General features: G+C 37.3%; 27 protein-coding genes and 1 pseudogene. 5 read left to right on the top strand and 23 right to left on the bottom strand.

The window, feature by feature from the left end; all coding sequences use genetic code 11:
• The first annotated feature begins 116 nt into the window (after positions 1-116).
• Positions 117-1,850, top strand: coding sequence for an ABC transporter ATP-binding protein (locus ACLIJJ_RS15480; RefSeq protein ID WP_237944040.1), 1,734 nt, complete (start codon positions 117-119; stop codon positions 1,848-1,850).
• A gap of 175 nt (positions 1,851-2,025) precedes the next feature.
• Complete coding sequence (locus ACLIJJ_RS15475) at positions 2,026-2,442, top strand: DUF1284 domain-containing protein (RefSeq protein WP_233315663.1); 417 nt, start codon at positions 2,026-2,028, stop codon at positions 2,440-2,442.
• Between the two features lie 46 nt (positions 2,443-2,488).
• Here the strand turns inward: ACLIJJ_RS15475 and ACLIJJ_RS15470 are convergent, their stop codons facing one another.
• The 17 genes and pseudogenes from ACLIJJ_RS15470 to ACLIJJ_RS15390 form a co-directional block, all read right to left on the bottom strand.
• Positions 2,489-2,953, bottom strand: coding sequence for an NUDIX domain-containing protein (locus ACLIJJ_RS15470; RefSeq protein ID WP_411411232.1), 465 nt, complete (start codon positions 2,951-2,953; stop codon positions 2,489-2,491).
• Between the two features lie 2 nt (positions 2,954-2,955).
• Positions 2,956-3,501, bottom strand: a complete 546-nt coding sequence (locus ACLIJJ_RS15465; RefSeq protein WP_237944036.1) for a nucleoside/nucleotide kinase family protein — start codon at positions 3,499-3,501, stop codon at positions 2,956-2,958.
• Positions 3,502-3,528: 27 nt separating this feature from the next.
• Entirely contained in the window at positions 3,529-4,137 is a 609-nt protein-coding gene (locus ACLIJJ_RS15460; protein ID WP_341080425.1) for a transglutaminase-like domain-containing protein, read from the bottom strand.
• 54 nt (positions 4,138-4,191) lie between these two features.
• Positions 4,192-4,389: an acetyltransferase gene (locus ACLIJJ_RS15455; protein WP_237944033.1), complete on the bottom strand. Its 198-nt coding sequence runs from the start codon at positions 4,387-4,389 to the stop codon at positions 4,192-4,194.
• Between the two features lie 109 nt (positions 4,390-4,498).
• Complete coding sequence (locus ACLIJJ_RS15450; protein ID WP_341080423.1) at positions 4,499-5,134, bottom strand: GyrI-like domain-containing protein; 636 nt, start codon at positions 5,132-5,134, stop codon at positions 4,499-4,501.
• The gene (locus ACLIJJ_RS15445; protein WP_411411231.1) at positions 5,131-5,340 is read right to left on the bottom strand and encodes a hypothetical protein; all 210 of its coding nucleotides are present in this window, start codon (positions 5,338-5,340) and stop codon (positions 5,131-5,133) included. The genes ACLIJJ_RS15450 and ACLIJJ_RS15445 overlap by 4 nt, the downstream gene beginning before the upstream one ends.
• A gap of 8 nt (positions 5,341-5,348) precedes the next feature.
• The gene (locus ACLIJJ_RS15440; RefSeq protein WP_411411230.1) at positions 5,349-6,020 is read right to left on the bottom strand and encodes an anti sigma factor C-terminal domain-containing protein; all 672 of its coding nucleotides are present in this window, start codon (positions 6,018-6,020) and stop codon (positions 5,349-5,351) included.
• Positions 6,021-6,160: 140 nt separating this feature from the next.
• Entirely contained in the window at positions 6,161-6,895 is a 735-nt protein-coding gene (locus ACLIJJ_RS15435) for a polysaccharide deacetylase family protein (protein ID WP_411411331.1), read from the bottom strand.
• Positions 6,896-7,369: 474 nt separating this feature from the next.
• Positions 7,370-7,966, bottom strand: coding sequence for an NADPH-dependent FMN reductase (locus tag ACLIJJ_RS15430; protein WP_233315569.1), 597 nt, complete (start codon positions 7,964-7,966; stop codon positions 7,370-7,372).
• A gap of 16 nt (positions 7,967-7,982) precedes the next feature.
• Positions 7,983-8,966: a ring-cleaving dioxygenase gene (locus ACLIJJ_RS15425; RefSeq protein WP_411411229.1), complete on the bottom strand. Its 984-nt coding sequence runs from the start codon at positions 8,964-8,966 to the stop codon at positions 7,983-7,985.
• A gap of 143 nt (positions 8,967-9,109) precedes the next feature.
• Positions 9,110-9,498 (bottom strand): annotated as a pseudogene (locus tag ACLIJJ_RS15420) (DoxX family protein).
• A gap of 89 nt (positions 9,499-9,587) precedes the next feature.
• Positions 9,588-10,526, bottom strand: coding sequence for a ring-cleaving dioxygenase (locus tag ACLIJJ_RS15415; protein ID WP_411411228.1), 939 nt, complete (start codon positions 10,524-10,526; stop codon positions 9,588-9,590).
• Positions 10,527-10,756: 230 nt separating this feature from the next.
• Positions 10,757-11,374 carry an NUDIX hydrolase gene (locus ACLIJJ_RS15410; protein ID WP_233315573.1) on the bottom strand — a complete coding sequence of 206 codons (618 nt, stop codon included), beginning with the start codon at positions 11,372-11,374 and terminating at the stop codon, positions 10,757-10,759.
• A 13-nt stretch (positions 11,375-11,387) separates the two neighbouring features.
• Positions 11,388-11,762, bottom strand: a complete 375-nt coding sequence (locus tag ACLIJJ_RS15405) for a nuclear transport factor 2 family protein (protein WP_411411227.1) — start codon at positions 11,760-11,762, stop codon at positions 11,388-11,390.
• Between the two features lie 14 nt (positions 11,763-11,776).
• The gene (locus ACLIJJ_RS15400) at positions 11,777-12,025 is read right to left on the bottom strand and encodes a hypothetical protein (protein ID WP_233315575.1); all 249 of its coding nucleotides are present in this window, start codon (positions 12,023-12,025) and stop codon (positions 11,777-11,779) included.
• Positions 12,026-12,266: 241 nt separating this feature from the next.
• Complete coding sequence (locus ACLIJJ_RS15395) at positions 12,267-13,169, bottom strand: DMT family transporter (RefSeq protein ID WP_411229179.1); 903 nt, start codon at positions 13,167-13,169, stop codon at positions 12,267-12,269.
• A gap of 99 nt (positions 13,170-13,268) precedes the next feature.
• The gene (locus tag ACLIJJ_RS15390; protein WP_411229180.1) at positions 13,269-14,177 is read right to left on the bottom strand and encodes a DMT family transporter; all 909 of its coding nucleotides are present in this window, start codon (positions 14,175-14,177) and stop codon (positions 13,269-13,271) included.
• Between the two features lie 124 nt (positions 14,178-14,301).
• Here ACLIJJ_RS15390 and ACLIJJ_RS15385 point away from each other — a divergent pair, with 124 nt between their 5' ends.
• Positions 14,302-15,183: a LysR family transcriptional regulator gene (locus ACLIJJ_RS15385; protein WP_233315578.1), complete on the top strand. Its 882-nt coding sequence runs from the start codon at positions 14,302-14,304 to the stop codon at positions 15,181-15,183.
• A 59-nt stretch (positions 15,184-15,242) separates the two neighbouring features.
• On the opposite strand, the gene ACLIJJ_RS15380 is transcribed toward ACLIJJ_RS15385, so the two are convergent.
• The 6 genes from ACLIJJ_RS15380 to ACLIJJ_RS15355 form a co-directional block, all read right to left on the bottom strand.
• Positions 15,243-16,244, bottom strand: a complete 1,002-nt coding sequence (locus ACLIJJ_RS15380; RefSeq protein ID WP_411411330.1) for a glycosyl hydrolase family 18 protein — start codon at positions 16,242-16,244, stop codon at positions 15,243-15,245.
• Between the two features lie 363 nt (positions 16,245-16,607).
• Complete coding sequence (locus ACLIJJ_RS15375) at positions 16,608-17,054, bottom strand: GNAT family N-acetyltransferase (RefSeq protein WP_237944006.1); 447 nt, start codon at positions 17,052-17,054, stop codon at positions 16,608-16,610.
• Between the two features lie 72 nt (positions 17,055-17,126).
• Entirely contained in the window at positions 17,127-17,504 is a 378-nt protein-coding gene (locus ACLIJJ_RS15370) for a VOC family protein (protein ID WP_233315581.1), read from the bottom strand.
• Positions 17,505-17,659: 155 nt separating this feature from the next.
• Complete coding sequence (locus ACLIJJ_RS15365; RefSeq protein ID WP_411411226.1) at positions 17,660-18,625, bottom strand: DUF4097 family beta strand repeat-containing protein; 966 nt, start codon at positions 18,623-18,625, stop codon at positions 17,660-17,662.
• Positions 18,626-19,225 carry a DUF1700 domain-containing protein gene (locus ACLIJJ_RS15360; protein WP_411411225.1) on the bottom strand — a complete coding sequence of 200 codons (600 nt, stop codon included), beginning with the start codon at positions 19,223-19,225 and terminating at the stop codon, positions 18,626-18,628.
• Entirely contained in the window at positions 19,218-19,538 is a 321-nt protein-coding gene (locus ACLIJJ_RS15355) for a PadR family transcriptional regulator (protein WP_233315584.1), read from the bottom strand. The genes ACLIJJ_RS15360 and ACLIJJ_RS15355 overlap by 8 nt, the downstream gene beginning before the upstream one ends.
• Before the next feature lie 270 nt (positions 19,539-19,808).
• Between ACLIJJ_RS15355 and ACLIJJ_RS15350 the strand changes: the two genes are divergently transcribed.
• Together ACLIJJ_RS15350 and ACLIJJ_RS15345 are read left to right on the top strand one after the other, a co-directional pair.
• Entirely contained in the window at positions 19,809-20,276 is a 468-nt protein-coding gene (locus ACLIJJ_RS15350; RefSeq protein ID WP_233315585.1) for a flavodoxin domain-containing protein, read from the top strand.
• Positions 20,266-21,150, top strand: a complete 885-nt coding sequence (locus tag ACLIJJ_RS15345; RefSeq protein ID WP_411411224.1) for a hypothetical protein — start codon at positions 20,266-20,268, stop codon at positions 21,148-21,150. Before ACLIJJ_RS15350 ends, ACLIJJ_RS15345 begins: the two co-directional genes overlap by 11 nt.
• Positions 21,151-21,190: the final 40 nt, after the last annotated feature.

Below are 21,190 nucleotides of genomic sequence, written 5' to 3'. Positions count from 1 at the left end.
AAACAAAAACATGATTTTATGCGCAGAAAACTATAAGGGGCGCACTGATTCATAATTTTTCAGATGTGTATCCCCTTATATGAATTATTTAAATAATACATTTAAGGGGTTAAAACATGGATTTTCCTATAAAGAAATTTCTTTCCTATTATCAGCCATATTTAAAGCAGTTTTTTTCCATTCTAGCTTGTGCTTTGCTCGCATCAACTCTAGCATTGGCTTTTCCATTGCTTGTGCGCTATATTACAAAGGATTTTCTAGCTGGAAGTTATTCGGCCGGATTGGATCAGATATATTGGGTCGGCGGGTTAATGCTTGCATTGGTTATCGTGCAAAATCTTATCTATTTTTATGTTGATTATAAAGGGCATGAGCTTGGTGCTCGCATGGAAACAGACATGCGAAGTGAGCTGTTTGCGCATATGCAAAGTCTGCCTTTCAGCTTTTTTGATAAAGAAAAAACGGGTCAGCTAATGTCCAGAATTACCAATGATTTGCTGCTCCTCTCAGAGCTGTACCATCATGGACCGGAAGATTATCTGAAATACAGCGTCCGCTTTTTCGGCGCTTTCGTTATTCTGTTTCATATCAATGCAGCTTTAACTATTGTTGTATTTTGTTTTACCCCAGTTTTGGCTATATGTGCCTTCTTGTTTAATAAGGTGGTTAATAAAGCGTTACGTAACAACAAAGAACGGATTGCCGAGGTTAATGCTCAGGTTGAGGACAGTTTAGCCGGTATAAGAACAGTGAAATCCTTTGTTAACGAACAAGAAGAAATACTAAAATTCAACCAAAAGAACAGCTCTTTTTTTGAAAGCCGTAAAAACACATATAAAGCAGAAGCAACTTTCTATAATATTTTTCAAGTATTGCTCCAACTAATCACTGTAACAGTAGTCGTCATCGGCAGTGCCAAAATTACCAACGAAACATTAGACTTAGCTGATTTGCTGACTTTTTTGCTGTATATCAACTTTATGATTGAACCTGTTTCTCATCTTGCACATATGAGCACACAGCTACAAGAAGGGATTACAGGCTTTCAGCGATTTATGGAAATTATGAAAACCAAACCTGAAGCAGAAACACAAAGCTTACCCAGAGCTGTCATAGCTGGAAAAGTGGAGTTTCGCCATATTTCCTTCCGCTATGAAGACCGTTTGCATAATGTTTTCGAGAATTTGTCTTTGTGTATACAGCCAGGTGAGTATGTCGCTTTAGTTGGGATGTCAGGAATCGGAAAGACATCATTATGTTCCCTCATCCCCCGCTTTTATGATGTGTCAGAAGGCAAAGTGCTCGTAGATAATATGGATGTCCGAGATTATAAACTCGATTATTTAAGAAGATCAATTGGCATTGTCCAGCAAGATGTTTATCTATTTACAGGCACCATTCTAGATAATATTCGCTATGGCAAGCCTGCTGCAACGATAGATGAAATAATCACAGCCGCAAAGCATGCTGATGCCCATGATTTTATTATGAACTTACCGAACGGCTACCACTCTGAAATAGGTCAACGAGGCATTAAGCTGTCTGGTGGCCAAAAGCAGCGCCTCAGCATTGCCCGAGTTTTTCTGAAAAACCCGTCCATTCTTATTTTTGACGAAGCGACAAGTGCCTTGGATAACGCAAGCGAAGCAGTTGTCAAGAAATCATTGGAAGCGTTAACAAAGAATAGGACTACGATTGTAATCGCACACCGCCTGTCAAGCATTCGCAATGCAGACCGAATCATCATTTTAAATAAAGATGGTATTTTAGAGGAAGGCTCACATGATAAGTTAATTCGAAACAATGGAACATATGCCCAGCTTTACTCGCGACAATTCGATTTGAATTAGCTGCAAAAAAAATCAGCTTCCATAATATTGGCAGCTGATTTCTCATTAAATTGATTTTATTTAAACATGTAAAAACCATCTATATTTACGATAACATCATTAAATGTTATATTAATAATAAGTTAACCATATATTCTTTATGGTTAACTTATTATTTTTACGGAGGATTAGAATGATGTATAAATTGCGAGGTCATCATCTTTTTTGTCTATTAGGATACAGAGGCATGGGATATTCAGAGGAATATGTAAAAAACATGACAAAACTGCATCAAACATTGAGAAATAATCCTCATACATATATTCAAATCGTAAATGAACCTGATCATTTATGCGAAAAATACCCAAACTCAGGGAAGTATCACTGTCAGGATCCACATATATATGAAAGAGATGCTGCCATTCTCAAAAAGTTAGGCCTTCAAATTGGCGAGATACTGCAGTGGCGGAATATTGAAGCAGCTGTTCGAAATCGAACTGTGCCTGCCGATATTCAAGTAGTATGTGAAACATGCTCTTGGCGTTCATACGGGGTCTGTGAGGAAGGCATTCAAGAGATGCATGATGGGAAGAGACTGCGGGAAATAAACTAATCAATGCTGCAGTATCTTTCCTCCTTTTTGGTTTCAAAAGCGTATATTAATTAATGTCTCCTAAATATACAGGTGTGGTGATATTTTGTGTATAGTTAATAATTTGTTGAAGCAGTTCTTTCGGATATATCCTGTAGTCAAGTAACTTATCGATAGGCAGCCATTCAAGACCGACTTGATTAGTGTCAGGATTTGCAAGTTTTGTTTTTTCACTTTGACCATTTTCTATATTACAAATAAAATAATGCTCAACTTGATGGAAGTCATAATCAAACGAAGCATGCTCATGGTTTTTGCCGATATATTCGCGAATAAAAACCAATGAACCGACTTCCACTTGTTCCCCGACTTCTTCCAGGCACTCTCTTCTAACGGCCTGTTCCAATGTTTCACCGTGCTCCTGCCCGCCGCCTGGGAATAAATAAAAATACCCTTCGTCGTCTTGATTCTTCGTTAACAATAACTTGTCATTATCTATGATTATTGCTTTAGCTGAAATCCTTATATTCATTACTACTTCCGCTCCTGTTTTATGTTAGTAAATATCCTAGCTGTTATTTCTTCCAGCTGTAAAGTACCATCGATTACTATATCAGCGCTTGGCTTTACTTTTTCAACCATGACTTGATATGCGCGTCTGCCTTCATTCAAGTAACTTTGACAATTTGTTCGTATTTCAGTAATAGAGCTAAACTCATCACGAACTATCCTTCGGGCCATCGCAATATCTAACGGAGTGTCTATGTAAATAGATAAATCTATCAAATGCTGCAACTGGGTATTAAGAGTGGAGAACGGATAATCTAAAATAATAATTTCCACCGCTGGATTTTCAAGTGATGAGCAAATATCGACAACAATAGGTAGAACATCCCAATCATTATAATCTCCACTGTTCTTGGCCCATTCCCCAAAGTGATGCGGTCCTTTTAACTCATAGTCATCAAAATGAATAAGTTGCACTCCTTTATTCCACTTAGCTGCTAAGTGCTTTGCTACTGCCGTTTTGCCGCCGCCAGACACAGCAGCAATAGAAATAACGTAAGGTTTATGTTTCATAGGTTTTCCTCCACCGCTCTATTAAACTCAAAGCGCTTCTGGCAAACGCTCTTTATACATGGTAATCGCATCCTTATTTTCCTTAAGGACAGCAAGTACCTTCGGATGTGGATGAACGTATATGACAGGATAGTCCACTTCACCAAGCTCCTCGTTGATAGTAAAAGCTAGTTTTTCCTTTTCAATGGAAAACTGAGCATTAATTCCTTTTTTATTGCCTCTGGCATCCAATCTAATCCATTTTGAAAGGGATTTTATATACACAGCGTTTAATGCGTGCACACAGTATCCTTCTTCAGGAGTTTGAAACAGCAGCAGCCTCTGGTAACAAAAGCCTGTTGGAATTCCTTGTGACCGCAGAATTGCTGCTAGCAAATGCGACTTAGCATAACATATGCCTTGTTTATTTGCCAACACATCTGAAGCAGCACAAGTTACGAGCTTTCCCTGTATATCCCACGAATGATAAATTTCATCACGAACAAACTCAAAAGCCTTTTTAACCTTCTCCAAGTCTGAATATGTATTAACAAACAGCTCCTCTGAGGCAGCTTGAATGAGAGGATGAGAAAAATCAACTTCAACTTGTTCTTTTAAATAATCTTGAAGATTACTAGTTTCCAGAATGAGATTCATAACTATCCTCCATATCTATTTAGGAACAATTACATTAACTTACTATAAAAATATTCATTCTTTTATTTTGCTGGGATTTTCCACAAACGAACCAATAATATACCCGCAATCTGCACAATAGTATGACAGGATTGGCGAAGGCTCGCTTCTTCTATTTTCGTAAGCGTACATATGCAAAGCATTAACACCTGATGCGATAATCCCCTTCTTGATGTCACTTCCGCTGCAATTCGGACAGCTTGATTGATTCATATTCCCCACTCCAATCGAGGTTACTTGCTTCCTTGCAATAATCATACAAATATTGGTAGGTGCTAGTCAACCATATAAAAAGGGAACTGACTAAGTTCCCTTTTCCCCCTTATATTTCTGTTTGCATATGACTAATCTTATATCTTAATACTGTTTTTAAATTTGCTGAAGCTGCCTTTCTCGCATCAGATAAATATATTTCCCGGTGTTCAAGGGATATTCTCTCTAAGTTATTATTCTTAGTAAACTCATGCATTATCGCGAAGGTTTCGGGTTCATTATCATATGGACCTACATGGAGCATCTGCACACATTCTTCTTGTTCTGCTGTTTGGAAATATGCATCCTCCAGATAAGGATGAGGCTTCTTTTTCTTTACTTGTTCCATTACTAATTGGGCTAATTCTTCTGATACAAAGTCCGGCTGCCTGATCATAATCGTGTATAAAAATTCATCTTTATTTAATTCCTGCAGCTGCCTGCCTTTTTCTGTTAAGCTCCATATCCCTTCTAAAGGATAAACAGTATATTCGAAATACCCTTGAGGTGTATAGCCGCCTTTTGGCATCATCCGAATTGCATATGCAAGGGAATATAAGACCTTAATCTTTTCTGCAAATTCTTCTCCATTCGGATTTCCTTGTCCATCTATCATAAAAAACTTTTGCTCTGGAACAGTCACAAGCTCTGGTTTTGCTTTTGGCAAGTACAACCCCTTTTCATGTTTTCGCCATTCATGCTTCAAAGTGCCTGATCCTCCTTTTGTTGAGTAATTTTAGCGCCAATTGTAGATGCTCTGATTATCTTTAATTTCGCTAGAGTCTGCAGCTGTTCCGGTGTTCCAGAAACAACGGTGCCTCTTGCCTTAATATCCGTAACAGATGGGGCAGAGGTTTTGTTAAGCGCTGTTAAAATAAGCTGAGCTTCCTTGCGATATGTCTCTTCCTGCATTTGTTTTGCTAGCTTATTAAGAAAAAGCTGCCCTTTATTTCGAATCCGGAACCATTTACTGGAAAACCGATAGCCGAATGCCCTTCCACATATGTGGTGTAATCTTCTGATTGTCCTTCCTCTTCTTTTAATTTTTTATCAACCGCTGAATCCAATTCGACCCATAGCCAATTAACATGCTTGGTGCCTAAAATATCTTCCAGCTCTGTTAATGAATAAGGCTTATCAAAGGAAATTGCGGCCTCCATCAATGTGTTTGTATCTTCTGTAACTGCTTTGTTCAGTTCTTGAGGAAGTGTAGCATACTCTACTTTCGGATCAAAAAAAAGCAGTTCATTGCTTTCTTCGCCTTCAACCATCATCTCTGCGGAACTTATCAATTCCTCACTCCCAAGAACGTTTACCTTTTGCTCCATTGAACCAGACAAAATAATCTGATTTCCAACCTTTTTTTCCATTTGAAAATACGCAACTGCACTTAATAAATGATACTCCTTTCCATTACTCTTCCATTCTGTATTTGCACCCTTCACTTCATTTAAGACCATATTTTCCTGTTCCACTTGCCTTTTTAGATGAAGTATTGCTGCTGTGTAAATACAACCTATGATAATACATAATGCGATACCACCTATTAATAGCTGTCTATTTTTACTAATAGAAAGTTTCGTTAAAGTCATTCCTTTACATCCCCCCCTTTAATTAAGCTGCTTTTTTCTATCATATCTTATCTGATGGTAAGCGTCTTCACTTTAGCAAAAAATGCCATATAATATTCATATTTTTCGCCAGCTTGGCATAGAGTACACACCATTCCACCCTAATTTCCTTCCACTATTTTTGTAAATTCATCCAATGAGGTTGTGTACTTAATATAAATACGAGGCAGCAGATACTCCCCATCTTTCAAGCCTTCGTTAGCGTAATAGGCAGGAGTTGTAGTAAGTCCAAATTTATAGTACCTCTTTGCTTGCTCTATAACGCTACTGTTAAAGCTCCCATACGGATAGGCAACTGCTATCACTGGTTTGCCAGTAATCGTTTGAATAGTGTCTCGCGATCCTTTTAGTTCTGCTCGATAGTTTGTTATTTTTGTTAAATCAGGGTGTGTTGCTGTATGAGACTGGATGGAGATAATCCCAGAATCAGCAAGTTCTTTTAGTTCTGCCTTCGATAACCGATTAGAGCGACCAATAAAATCTGCAATAACAAAAAATGTTGCAGTCGGTTGGAATTGCTCTGTTTTCAATTTCCGAAAAATCTTATATACTTCCCAGTTATTTTTGTATCCATCATCAAATGTAAGAAAAATCGGCTTGTTAACCTTTGAAATGTCCTCCCAGCGCTCAAATGTTAATAAAGTGAAGCCAGCTTTTCGTAAATATTCAATTTGCTTTTCAAAGTTTTCAGGAGTAACATACAACTCTTTGGAGCCTTGTCCGGAAAATTCGTCAATTGAATGATAAATTAAGATTGGCACTTTTTGTTGAGCGGAAACAGAAGGTGGTATAACAAGGATGGTAAAAAGGAAAAGAAATATTCTAAGCATTTTCATCAATACAACCTCACCTTATTTTCTTTTTCTGTAGTTTCTCGCTATTAGTGGCTAATTATGTTTAGCCTTACTAGATAAGGTAATGGTCAAAGAGAAAATTTCAGCAGGTTAAATCTGTTATTAATGTTAATATTTTGTATAAGGAAGGAGCGTTTCCTATTTGTACAAACACAAACTTAATACAATAATAATTACAAGCATTTTTATTCTCATCATTGGTGTATTAGCTATTAACTTGATTGTTAAAAATCATCAGGAAAATAACCTTATTATTGAGAAATGTTTTGATCATTTCGAGAAGGTTGAGTCGGTAGTAATTAAGAAGGATAGTTTCTGGTCTCCAGTTACTTGTGAAAAAAAATAGATATATTACCTCAATAATCAGTGGGTAAGAAACTATAGAAAAGGAATCAATCAGCATTCTTCCAAAAAAAAGCCTGTGCACTGAAGCACAAGCTTTTTTTACTAACTAATTTATTTACGGATTGTTTTTAGAGCAGTAGACCATGGAATTACTTGGTCTAGCATTTGGTTAACAGAATCTGCTTGCACTTCTTTCGGTTTAAATTCTGTGCCGTTTTCAAAATCAGTGAACAAGGACAATGCTGGATGAACACGAACATCTGCAACTAGCAGCTCACCTAAAATGCCGCGTAAATGTTCTGCAGCGCGTGCTCCTCCGACTGAGCCGTACGATACAATTCCTGCTGCTTTGTTATTCCATTCATCACGCAGGAAGTCTAAAGCATTTTTTAAAGCACCTGTAATGGAGTGGTTGTATTCCTGCACAATAAACACGAATCCATCTTGTTTAGCAATAATTTCTGACCATGCTGCTGCACCTGATGCGTCTGCTCCTGGCTCACCAAGGAATGGCAATTTATAATCTGCAATATCAATGATTGTGTAGTTTGCGTCACCGCGTTTGTCTGCTAGTTCTTTTACCCATGCTCCTACTTGTGGACTTACACGTCCCTCACGAGTTGATCCTAATACGATTCCAATATTTAATTTTTCCATTTTTACTACCTCCTCTTGTTTTGTTCCAAATAATTTATTGAAAAAACCCATGTTCATTCCCCTTTTATTACAAGTATTCTTTGTCTATTTCTAAATTGCTGCGAACAGTGTTAATCGGGCGGACAAGGTTCTCAATCTCTTCCCGTTTTGATTCAAAAAATGGTGGCAGTGATAATTTTTCGCCTAGTGTTTCATATGGCTCATCCCCCATAAACCCAGGCCCATCTGTTGCTAGTTCGAATAATATTTGTGGTGCAACATTAGAGTACAGTGATCCGAAGTAGTAGCGCTCTACAAACCCGGAGTTTGGCAACTTAAAGCTTGCTAAACGGCTTTGCCACTGATCTAATTCTTTGCGATCGGCAACGCGGAAGGCAGCATGGTGAACAGTACCGAAGCCTTGTCTTGCTTGTGGAAGGGTATTATTGAATTCCACAATAACTTGTGCTCCGTTGCCGCCTTCTCCCATTTCAAACAGATGGAAGGAGCCTTCCTGAGCTGCTTCTCTCATTAAAAATACTTTTTCTAACACTTCTTTAAAATAATCAAAGTAAGAGGTGCGAACAAAGATTGGGCCAAGTCCAGTAATAGCATTTTCCAATGGAACTGGACCATTTTGCCAAGGTGTACCTGCTGCAACCCCTTCATTCTGTTCATCTGAAATCAACTGATATTGCTGGTCATCAAAATCGGCAAATGAAAGTATCTTTTTCCCAAATTGTTCTTGAATACCTTTATGCTTCACATCGTATTTGTCAAAACGTTTCACCCAATACTCAAGAGCTGCATCTGTCGGCACGCGGAAGGAGGTTTTGGAAATCTCGTTTGTGCCATGCACTCCCTTTGGAATACCAGGGAAATCAAAGAATGTCATATCTGTCCCAGGACTTCCAACATCATCAGTAAAGTATAAATGATATGTTTGAATGTCATCTTGATTGACTGTTTTTTTCACGAGACGCAATCCTAAAACGTATGTGAAAAATTCATAAATTTTTTCAGCGCTGCTAGTTATAGCGGTAATGTGATGAAGTCCTTTTAACTCATTCATGTAAGTTATCCTCCTATTTTTATCTCGATTTCGAGATATGAGCGAAAAAAATATAAATACCTTTAATTAAAATATCTCTAATTCGTGATAATTATAACATTAACTTTTATTACGGTCAATACTAGTGTACCTCTAAATTTTCATTATAAACTTATTGCAAATGCTCCTGGACCAATTAATGCAAGTCCTATTGCCACAACTATTAGCATTAGGTTATATTCAAACCCGCCACCACCAGCAGCGAAGCCTTTAGAACCATGCACCTTTACAATTGCTCCTGCCATAATAATGGTTATAATAACTGCTGCTACAGGTAAAAACAAACCGAGAATCATTAAATCCCACTTACAAATTCGCCCAGACCGCTTAAAAACGCTGCCGGAATACCTGGCTTTACACCGATTGACTCAAACCATCCGCCTGTTCCTTTAATACCATGTCCTCCAAATAAGCCAAACAGCTTCTGAGATCCATAATATAAAAACACAATTCCAACCATTATTCTAATTATAAGCAAACCTACATCTTCCATTACTATCTTCTCCTTTATTATTCCATTTATTTTACGAATGCTATCTAAAAACCTTGCGGGTGAAGCCATTGAAAATGGCTTCTGCCCTGTTAATCAAGTGGTTTTACTTCTATCGGAATAAGCACTTTTTCAAGCTGTGCTCTATGCTGCTCGTATTGAGCTGGCAGCTTTAAACTCTCTCCCATTGTTTGTTGAGATTCATCATGCGCAAATCCTGGAGGATCTGTTGCAATCTCGAATAAAATTTCTCCGTGTTCTTTAAAGTAAATGGCATTAAAGTAGTTTCTGTCACGAACAGCTGTTACTCCATAACCATTGTCTGCAATATATTCCTGCCAATCTAAGTGGTCTGCGTCATCAATAGCACGCCATGCAATATGGTGGACTGTTCCGACTCCCATCTGACCGCGGCCAATAGATGTTAATTTCAGATCGATGATATTACCAATATCAGCTGTTGCACGGTAACGGGCAAAATCTCCTTCTTTGCCGACTAATTCAAGACCCATCACATTTTCCAGCAAGTCAGCCGTTTTTTCTGGCTGTGCGGATAATAAAGTAGCTCCAGCAAAACCTTTTATTGCGACTTCTGGAGTCACGCCACCAAAAGTCCATGTGTTTGTTTCTCCGTCTGCTCTTTCGACTATTTCTAGATGAAGACCATGTGGGTCATCGAATTCAAGATACTGTTCTCCAAATCTCTCCATTTTAGTAAATGGTATTTGGAAACTTTCCAGCCTTTTTTCCCAGAATGCCATTGCTCCTGCTGGCACTGCATACGCAGTAACACCAACTTGCCCATCTCCGATTACTCCTTGTTTTGCTCCGGCCCATGGAAAGAAGGTGATGATGGTACCAGGTTTTCCTCCTTCATTACCAAAGTATAGATGATATGTTCCTGGATCATCGAAGTTGACTGTTTGCTTTACTAATCTTAAGCCTAGAACCCCTGCATAAAAGTCTACATTTTCTTGTGGATGGCCGACAATTGCTGTAATGTGGTGAATTCCCATTGTTTTTTTGCTCATTATTTCTTCCTCCGCTTCATTAATTCATAATCTTTAGCATTTTCCATTTCATTGTTTACTTACACTTGTAATTGCATCCACTGTTAAGTGAATTTATTTCGAATTCGAGATATTTAACAAAAATAAAAGCAAAAACTTTTTTGTTTATCTCGATTTAAGATATCTTGAATATGAGATAATAATAAAACAAATATTAGTAAGTGTCAATACAAAAAAAACTTTTTTAAAGATTAATCAAAATAAACTGGCTCATTAGCGTTATAATGATGTTTAAAAGCTATCTGGATTTGTGCTTCTGTATTTCTTGGCAGAGATAAAGGCGGCAACGCATCCTCCGCAAAAAATTGAACTTCACTTGTTTCTATTCCAACCTCAGCATTTCCGCCAATAATTTTACAGTGTATTAGTATCTTATATACATGTGAAGGAGACGGTGGATGGCCATGAAATTTCTTATCAAACACAGCCATTAATTTTGTTGCTTTCACATCAAACCCCGATTCCTCTTTCACTTCTTTAACAGCCACTTCACTTGGTGACAGTCCAATATCTCCCCAGCCGCCAGGTAGCGCCCATTTACCGTCAGTCTTTTCTTTCACCAATAAGATTCTGTTATTTTTAAACACAGCTGCTCTAATATCTACCTTTGGGGTGGCATACCCTGTTTCATTGGCAAACAAGTCTTTAATAATAGTGGAATCCACCTCTGTATGCATAGCCATTATCTCTACACTTATTTTACGGATTGCTTCGAACCTTTCTATATCATATACATCCTTTGAATACGATAAGCCTGCTTGGGAAATCGCTTGTAGTTGCTTCGACCATTCCAGCCATTTAGGTTCCATTTACTTACCCCCCTTATACTCTTATTAAATATGTAGTCATTTCCTTAATGATATTTTTACCAGCACTAACGAAGCTGTAAACATGACAGAAGGAAATTTGGCTGTTATTAACTGTTTTATAGCTGCCGTTAGCGGCGGCCGTACTGCCATGTGTAATAATATGATGGATTCCGACTTCCACTATGTTATCAGTGCAATTTTTATTGAAGCTATCTAATACTTCTTTTTTTCCACAAATTCTGTCACTCCCTGCTATTGTCCAAATAATATCAGCAGCGAAAGTTGCTTCCAGCTCAAAAATGTCTTTTTTTGCGGAAGCTATAAGATGATTTTGGATAAAAAGCTTCTTAGGGGAGTTCCCACAATCTTTTGCACTCACTACTTTCATGCTACCCCCCCTTATTAATTAAATGCCCCAGAACTATACTTATCCACCAACAATGACTGAATATATTCTCTGCATTCAGCTGACAAAAATGATCTTTTGGCATGTATAAGATCTCCGTACGGCATAGCTCCGACAAATTTCACCTCGCCGGCAAAGTTTTTCTCTAAGTTAGCATCAAAACCTGCTAACTTTACAAATATAGTTTGCTGACCTGTCTTTTCAAAGTCTATTATGGTCAGCTCATGATGACGTGCTTGTGACATTTGTTACCCCCTGATTGAAATTACTCCTATATGTTCATTTTATAAAAAGGCTATATCCACATTATTATGTTCAGGCGCGGGATGCAAGCAAAAATAACAAATTTCTTGGTTTTAATCCTTCGCTGCTTATGTAATATTCCACATTTTGTATTTTTTGATAGATTTTAATAAAATTTATAGTTTGCCGGCAAAAAATCAAAGAGCCTTTTACACACAAAAGGCTCTTTTCATGGAGATAAATTTATCCTTCTATTTGAGTTTTCACTCGTCTTGGTTTCAGCTTAATATTCACAAAACAGATACTGATGATGATACAGATAAGTCCAAGCACAAGCTTGAAAGTAATCGATTCATTTAAAACGATAGAGCTGCAAAAAATCGCAATCAGCGGAATGAGAAAGGTGTAGGAACCTACTTTGCTTGCTTCTCCAGAGCCTACTAGGGTGAAGTAAGCAAGCCACCCAAAGGCGATGACAAAGATGGAAATGAACAGCAAATTAGCAATAAACGGCATTTGCCACTCAATACTTGACCAGCTTTCTATGCTTGAACCTACACCTAACAGGAAAAGCCCTCCAATGAGGAGCTGCATTGTGACCATCCAAATAGAATCAACAGAACTACCTGTCTTCTTAACAAATACAGTTCCTAAGCCCCAGCCAATTGCTGAACCAAGCGCAAGTAGAATACCAAGCATAGAGATATCACCTGTTAACCCGCCAGTACTGATAATGGCAACACCAGCAAAGCCAAGTATCAAGCCGATGATTTTCCACCCGTACATAGACTCTCCAAGCCAAATCCATGAGAATATTCCCAGCAGAACTGGTTCAATAAAGACGATGCTTGAAAATAATCCAGCTGGCATATAGCCTAAGCCTACTGTTTGAAATCCGTAAAATATGATGATGTTTAATATTGCAGAAATTACGTATAAGTGCCATGTTTCTTTAAATCTTAATTGCTTTATTCTTGGCAATGCAAACACAAGCAATATCAATCCTCCAAGTACTGTTCTAATTCCTGCAAACAGCAATGGAGGTGTGTAGCTAAGCGCCATTTTAGATAACGGCCAGTTGACTCCCCAGACAATAACGAGAAAAGTCAGAAGCAATACTGTTCTTGTTCGAGATATTTTATTCATCGGTTTAACCTCTCCCCTATGTTTAAAAGCAGTATTTCTCCCATGAAAAGAGTATCTCAAACGTGTTCAGACTACAAATAATACGCTCTATTGTGATTTTTACACAGGCTGTTTTGTCTTTAGTTCAACTTGCTGCTTCCTTTTTGCTTTTCCTATCTTATCTGTGTTCATACTTGCGGTCAACACGCCACAAAGCACAAGTAATGCCCCTACATATCCTTGCAGGCCGATATTTTCCTGGAGAAAAACAAAGGCAAACACGGCTGCAAAAATCGGCTCCAGCGCAAATAAAAAACCTGTCATTTCAGGTGTAGTATGCTTTTGCGCAATCGGCTGCATTACAAATCCATATGCAGAACAAATCAGCGCTAAACCGAGAATTGCCAACCAATCCATCCCCGCTTGAGGCAGCGTGAGATTATCAAATAGGAATATCCCGCTAATCGCAGCATAAATGGCCGCAAAACCAAGCTGATACACACCGAGCTTTAATGGATCTGCTACCTTTATAAAGCGGTTTGTCACGATAATATGCACTGCATAAAAAAGTGCTCCAGCTAAACAGTAGAGAGCTCCAGCTGACAAGGCAAAATCATCGCCTAATGACAGAAGCGAAAGTCCGATAGACACAATGATAACTCCTAAAGTAATCTTTGTACTTGGCCATTTCCGATTAATAATTGCTTGCAAAACAGGAACTAAAATCACTGTTGTGCTAGTCAGGAAACCTGCAGTGGATGCGGTGGTGCTTTTCATTCCAATTGAGAGAAACATAAAAATTCCTAATAAAAGCAATCCTGTAATCATACTATATTTCAATGTCTTCCTATCTATTGGAAAAATCCGTTTTGAAAACAATAAAGCCATTACGATAAATGCAATCCCAAATCGCAGGGACACCATTGTCATAGGTGATACGGTATCAGCCAAAAGCTTCATAAAAATATATGAAGTTCCCCATCCCATCGAGACAGTAGCTAAAATCAAATTTGCCTTTTTTTGTGTCATAGTGCCTAAGCCCTTCCCTCTACTTATATTCTTCTGGATTTATATTAGCAACTGTATTTACATTAGTAAAACGAATATTTATAATTTAACCATTAGAAACCCTAATGCTTTAGGAGGGATGGAAATGAATCCATATTACGCCTTTATCAAAGCGATTGAAACAGGCAGTTTTACGAAAGCTGCCGAACAGCTTGGCTATACGCAATCAGCCGTCAGTCAAATGATACATACACTTGAAAAAGAGCTTTCATCTACGTTAATCATACGATCTCGAACAGGGATAACACTGACCCCTGACGGAGAAGAACTTCTCCCATTCATCAGGAAAATATATAATTCTCATCGAGAGCTGATTGAGAGACGAAAAGAAATGGAAGGTCTTGAAAGCGGGCTTATACGTATTGGCACCTTTTCGAGTGTCTCCAGCCAGTGGCTACCTAGACTAATGAAGGATTTTAAAGAGAAGTATCCAGCTGTTCATTTTGAACTGCATCAAGGAGATTATACGGACATCGCCAATTGGATTAAAGAAGGAAGTGTCGATTTTGGCTTTGTAAATCCATATGGAATAACAAATCTGACAATAATCAGATTACAAGCTGATGATATGCTTGCTGTCTTGCCAGTAGATCATCCATTGGCAAGCCTTGATCGTATTCCCCTCCACAGCTTGACCGAAGATCCCTTCATTCTGTTAGAGGAAGGTGAAGTCAGTGAAGCTTTGACTACTTTTGAGCAACACCGTTTTGAACCAAATATTCACTACCACGTACATGATGACTATACGATTATGTCCATGATAGAACAGGGACTTGGCATTTCTATTTTGCCTGGTCTTGTGCTCCAAAGATGCCCTTACCGCATCAGCACAAAACCACTCATCCCTTCTGTTGTACGCACCATCAGCCTTGCATACAAAGATAAACGAGTACTGCCGATTGCCTGCAGGCATTTTATTGATTTTGTATTAGAGAGATATCGGGAGCCTAAAGTCATTAAAAAATAGAATTAAAAACAGAGACAATTTGAAGAATTGTCTCTGTTTTAGTTCATAGAATAGTAAACTTATTTAATCCCTTGCTGAATCGCTTTCCAAAAGCTTGTTGATTCATGGCCAAGTGCATAGACTGATACACCGCCAAGTTTATATTTTTTTACGAGTTTTGTTTTCTTCTCAATGGTTGATACATTTTCATACCAGACAACATGCTTTTGCTTCTGATTATCATTATAAGTAAAAAATACAGACGCTGTCACTTTATCATATGTAGGTTTTACTTTATGTTTTTTCAAAAGCTCCTGAATATAATCCCACTGCACTAGTTTATTTTGTGCAGAGTCATCCAGATTCCAATCATATCCATACGCTGGAATCCCCATAAGTATTTTCTTTGATTTTATATTTTTTATTGAATAGTCCAATGTATCCTGTAACCAATCTCTACTTGCTATAGAGCCAGAATCTCCCCAAGAACCATGTTCATCATACGTCATCACTTGAACATAATCGGCATATTTGCCAATTTGTTTGTAATCATACGGCCAAGTCCAATCATTCTTCTTATCATCGGATGATTTTGCCGGCACAGATACCATTGTTTTCACTTTTTCTTTATGCAGAGCGGAGGAGGCTGCTTTAATAAGATTAGAATAGTTTGAACGATCAATTGGGTTAATTGCTTCAAAATCGATATTAACTCCGCTATAGCCATTTTCCTTCGATAAGCTTATCAGTTGTTTTATAAATCTATTCTTTGCTTCCTTATCCGTCATAACTATATGTGCTAACTCTGCATCAAAATCAGTTTCCCCAAAGTTAGAAATAACTGCATATGTTTTTATCTGCTTCTTTTTTGCATACCCCAGTTCATTTTCTGGTGTCGCTCCTACTATATAGCCATTTTCATTAAATGAAAAAGTATCTGTCGCTATCGTGTTTATATATTTATGAAAGGATGTCAGTGATTTATAAGAATCATTATCTCCAGTTGTATAGCCAAGGATCATTTCCTTATCTCCGTTAGCTTTAGCATTATTATAAATATAGGCACTAGCCACCATTGCCATTGCTGAAACAGCGAAAATAATTATAAATATCCACGTTTTTTTCAAGTTTTTTCCTCCATTACTGCTTACATTATCCGAATAGTAATATTTTACCGTAAGATGTTAGGTTGGGGCTTATATGAAAGTAAAAAAAGAGGTTTTATCCATTTACATATCCTAATAGTTAAAGGTCATCAGGGAATTCTGATGACCTTTAACTATTAAAATATCCAATTATAGCACGGTTTTTCTGTTTTATTATTATCTCCTAGTAAAGGAAGACTTGTTAGCATTTTCGCTAGAGCGACAGCGCGAATGGAAATTATCGGAAATACAGAGACCAATCATTTCAGCTAGTCGGATTACTATAGAAAATATTAGCTGTTAAACTGTCCATTCATATTGAATATCAGGTAGATTCTCTTCATTTTCATGTCCTCTGCCAATGATCCTAAAACCATTCTTCTCATAAAAACGTTGTGCGTTTACATTAACTTCAAATGTATATAATGATAATTTCCCACTGGATTGTTCTTTTGCCTTGTCTAATAATGTTTGACCTATCCCGATTCCTTGATAGTCCAGATGGATATAAAGCTGGCTTATTTCCCTATCATTATAGGCAATCATTCCAACGATTTTGTTATCGGCTATCGCCAATTCTATTTTATATTTGTCAGGCAATATATCATTTAAAAAGGTAATCTGGTTTTCCATACTATGAACTTCTTTTTGACCAATAGCTTTTTCCTTGCTGTCTCTCCACATCTTGACCGTCTGGTCAGCATACATAGGATGGTAAGGGCTTATGATGTAGTTGTGTCGGGCCATACTACGATACCTCTCTCCGTTTCTATTTCCTCTTCCCATATTGTTTTTTGAGGAGATACTTATTTTAACGAGTTATTTTTCCATTACTGCAAAATAGTTTTCTTCATTATCTGCAAAGTTAAATACTCGGCCAGATGGCATATTTACAATCTCGCCAACTGTTATTTTTTTGTTTACTAACTCACTGTATAATTGATCAAGATTGTCTGTGAAAAACATTAAAGATGGTGTAGCAAGATTTAATCCTGGCGACATTTTAGCAACGAATTCTTTATTATGCAAAATGATGCTCGTTTCCGCTCCTTCTTTTGGAGCAATTTCAATCCATCTCATTCCTTGATTGTTGTTTTCTTCAGAGATTACAGCAAACCCTAATTTTTCTGTCCAGAAGTTCACTGCCTCATCTTGGTTATGAACATATAACATAATTTGACCGACTCTACTAAACATTTACCTTTCACTCCTTTTAAAAGACTGTGTTTATAAACTAATATTCTTTTTTATAGAGTAAAAATCCTTCATTAACCTTTCCTGATAAAAAGGCTTCCCAACTCTGGAAAGCCCCAATACGTTACCGTATAAATTTATTTGATGTTACCCTTTCTTTATTCCAAAGTAATCTCAACATCACCATCATTTGATTGAACGGTTAGCGTATCCTCTCCATTTACGGATTTAGACGCTTTGGAGACTATTTCTGTTCCATTAATAGTAATATCACCAAAATCATTGTCGATATCATAACTCAATTCTGATTCCTTGTTTGCTAATGCCAAGTTAATATCGCCAAATTTAGAATCTATGATTGATTGACCTAATAATTTACCTTTTAAGTTGATATCGCCGTCTTTACTTTCGAGCTTAATGTCATGACTTGTAAAATCGCTTAAGTTAGTATCGCCAAACTGGTTAATCACACTTGCATTTTCTGTAATATCAATTTTACTCAACTCGGCATCTCCATCATTTATTTGGATAGCTAATTGGGCTGCTTCAACATTCGAAGCGGTAATATCGCCAAATTTGTTTTCAATCGCTAATTTATTTGATTTAACATTCTTTATTACGACATCACTATCATTAGATGCAATCTTAAAATTATTTGTAGTCACTCCATTAATGTTTGTATCTCCAAATTTACTAATAATATAAACGTCGTCAAACTCTGTACTTTCAGGAATATAAACTTTGATCTTCGTTTGTTGGATGGCCCCAGAGAAATTCATACTAAATGTAATTGCTGGAAAAGCTGTTTTATCGTTAATAATTAGTGTGTTATTTTTAATTTGATGGGTTATTTCACTGCCTTCCATTCTGTCTATTTCCAGTTTGTACTCATTAGAAGGAATTATCTCAATATCAGCATCAGCCAGATCAACTTCAAGATTTTTAAATTCATTTAATACCCATTCCTCATGCTTTCTATCTTCTGGTCCAACTGCTTTTAAGCCAGTTTCTGTTTTTATAATCGATAATTTTGCACCAGAGAAAAAGCCAATAGCAGCAAGAAGGATGCCGAGCACAATTAATCCGCTGGCAATTATCGTAATCCGTCTTACAGGTTGTTTCATTTATATTTCCTCCTTGCGTTTCATGCTAAATGTATCGAGCAGTTTTTTTAGTAATTTAACAATACTCGCGCTTACCTTTTTGGAGAATTGGACAAATGGTGAAAATAAGAGTAAGCCTATTCCCAATGCAATAATGCCTATTCCTATAAAGAAAATAGCTGTTTGCCAATCTTGCAGAATAACTGCAGCGCCAGAAACAATGCTGAATAGGCCACAAATAGGTAAGCCTATGATAAAAATGAAAAAAGTAAGAATGGTAACACCGCATACTAAAATTAATGTTACTGCTAAGCAAATGATGAATAGTGCCAATGGCAAAGCTATGGGAGAAGCTACAGTAGCCAGGATGATAAACCAAATGGCGGAGAAATTCTTCTTGGTAGTGTTTTTATGAGTATCCAAGTCCTTAGTGGCATAATCTGCAAGAATTTGGGATGCAACAAATGCTGGAGAACCTAAGCTAGCAATCACTGCTTGGGAATTTTCTGCGCCAGCCTCCTCAAAATATTGATGATAATATTCTATTGCCTCATATACCTCCTCATCTGGCAATTTCTTAATCTTCGATTGGAGCTTTTTTAAATACTCTTCTTTAGTCATCTTTTATACCTCCTAATAGGACAGAATCAATTTTTTGCTTATGCTCCAACCATTCTTGAATAAGTTCTTGGTACTTTTCAATCCCACTATCTGTAATTCGGTAATATCGCCGATTTCTGCCTTGATATGGTTGATCATATGTTGTTAAGTAATCTTTCTTTTGAAGCCTGCGCAGTACAGGATAAAGTGTTGATTCGGAAATATCCATAATCTCACGCACTTGCTGTGTAAGGGAATAACCATATGCATCACTCTTAGCCAAGACTGCAAGAACACAGGCATCAAGTAACGAGGAACCAAGCTGAAAAGACATTTAAATGGAACACCTCCCATGTTCGTTTATAATATTATACGACGTATAGTATTAGGTAATCATATTATACGGCGTATAGTATAAGAACGTCAAGAACCATTTCTGGATTTTTCTGGATAAATAGTAATCAATCGTTTCCTTTCTGGCACAATTGTAAAATTCATTCCCCTCTTGTCATAAAATGAATTATTTATTATGTTGACAATGATAATCATTATCACTTATAGTTAATAACAAATGAAAATTATTCTCATTTAAGAGGTGGACAGAATGAAAGTATTAATTGGATATGTAAGTTTGACGAGCAATACAGAGGATATAACTACTGTTATTAAAAATAAATTAGAATCTTTAAATTGTGACATAGACGTAGAGGAATTAGATTTAATTCCTCTTGAAAATTTATCATCATATGATCTCGTTCTTTTCGGAAGCTATACTTGGGGAGATGGGGATTTACCATACGAACTGGAGGATATGTATGATGAGCTATGTGAAATGGATTTACATGGAATGTCCTTCGGTATTTTTGGCTCTGGAGATACTTTTTATCCTGCCTTCTGTCAAGCTGTAGATACTTTGGCAGACAAAGTTAAAGAAAGAGGCGGAGAAGTATTTACCACTAGATTAAAAATCGAATTTAGTCCTGATAGTGAGGAGGAAATACAGGAATGTGAGCAATTTGCTCTTGGTGCATATGAATGGGTAAAGGAAAAGGACACTAGTCATGCACGCTAATGGAGCGACCGCTGTTGTCTCCCCTGCCCCACATGAATTTTTAGTCTCCATTAAGGGGCATGGAGTCTTCTCGTATAAACATAATAAATCGAAGCTAATGATTCCATTACAAGAATCCATTTACCAGCTGAAAAGAATTGGTGAGTATATTATGGGAGTTGGTGACAAAGGCAGATATATTAAGCTTCATTTGAAAACCGGAAGATGGCGCACCTCTTCCTTCCCAACTAGTCAACGCCTGTGGAATATCGTCGGCAATGACAGCGGCTTAGTTATTACACATGCTGGCACACAATTACTAGTATCCTATGATTTCGGACAAAAATGGAATGTGATTTCGCTTTTTAAAGAACTATCCGTTAGACCAGTTATTCGCTCCTTAACATTATTTGCTGATGAAATATACATTGGAACACAAATACATAAACAAAATGGCGGTCTGTGGAAATATTCGTTATCTACCAAGGTGCTAGAAGCTTTACTTTATGAACAAGAAAAAATGGTGTCATCCATTCACGTAGATTCCACTTACCTATGGATGACAACTGGCGCATGCCAGACAAATAAAGGTACCATCTCTTTTCGAAAACATGGGGAAACCATCTGGCATTCTCTTACTTCTCAAATAGAAGAGCGTGCTTTTTTACATATGGTTCATGCTGATGATAATATGTATGTTTGTTCCAGCAAGGACGAATATGGCTATTCCCGAATCTATCAATACGATTTTTCGCACATGAGTTTAGTGCCAGTTGAAACGATAAAAGGTCATTGTTTTTCGGCAGCTGTAAGTGCAGGAGACTTATTTTTAGCTGGTGGAGAGGAGTGCAAGTGGATACAAGAAAGCTTCAAGGCAAAGAAGGTACTTCATTAATTTGGAGTTAAAGACAAAAAAGTCTATAGAATATATAAAG

Origin of the sequence: Niallia laureatilytica (assembly GCF_046613985.1) — a bacterium.
Lineage (GTDB): Bacteria > Bacillota > Bacilli > Bacillales > Cytobacillaceae > Niallia.
Note: the sequence above shows the minus strand (reverse complement) of the source record. Positions and strands in the feature narration are given on the sequence as shown.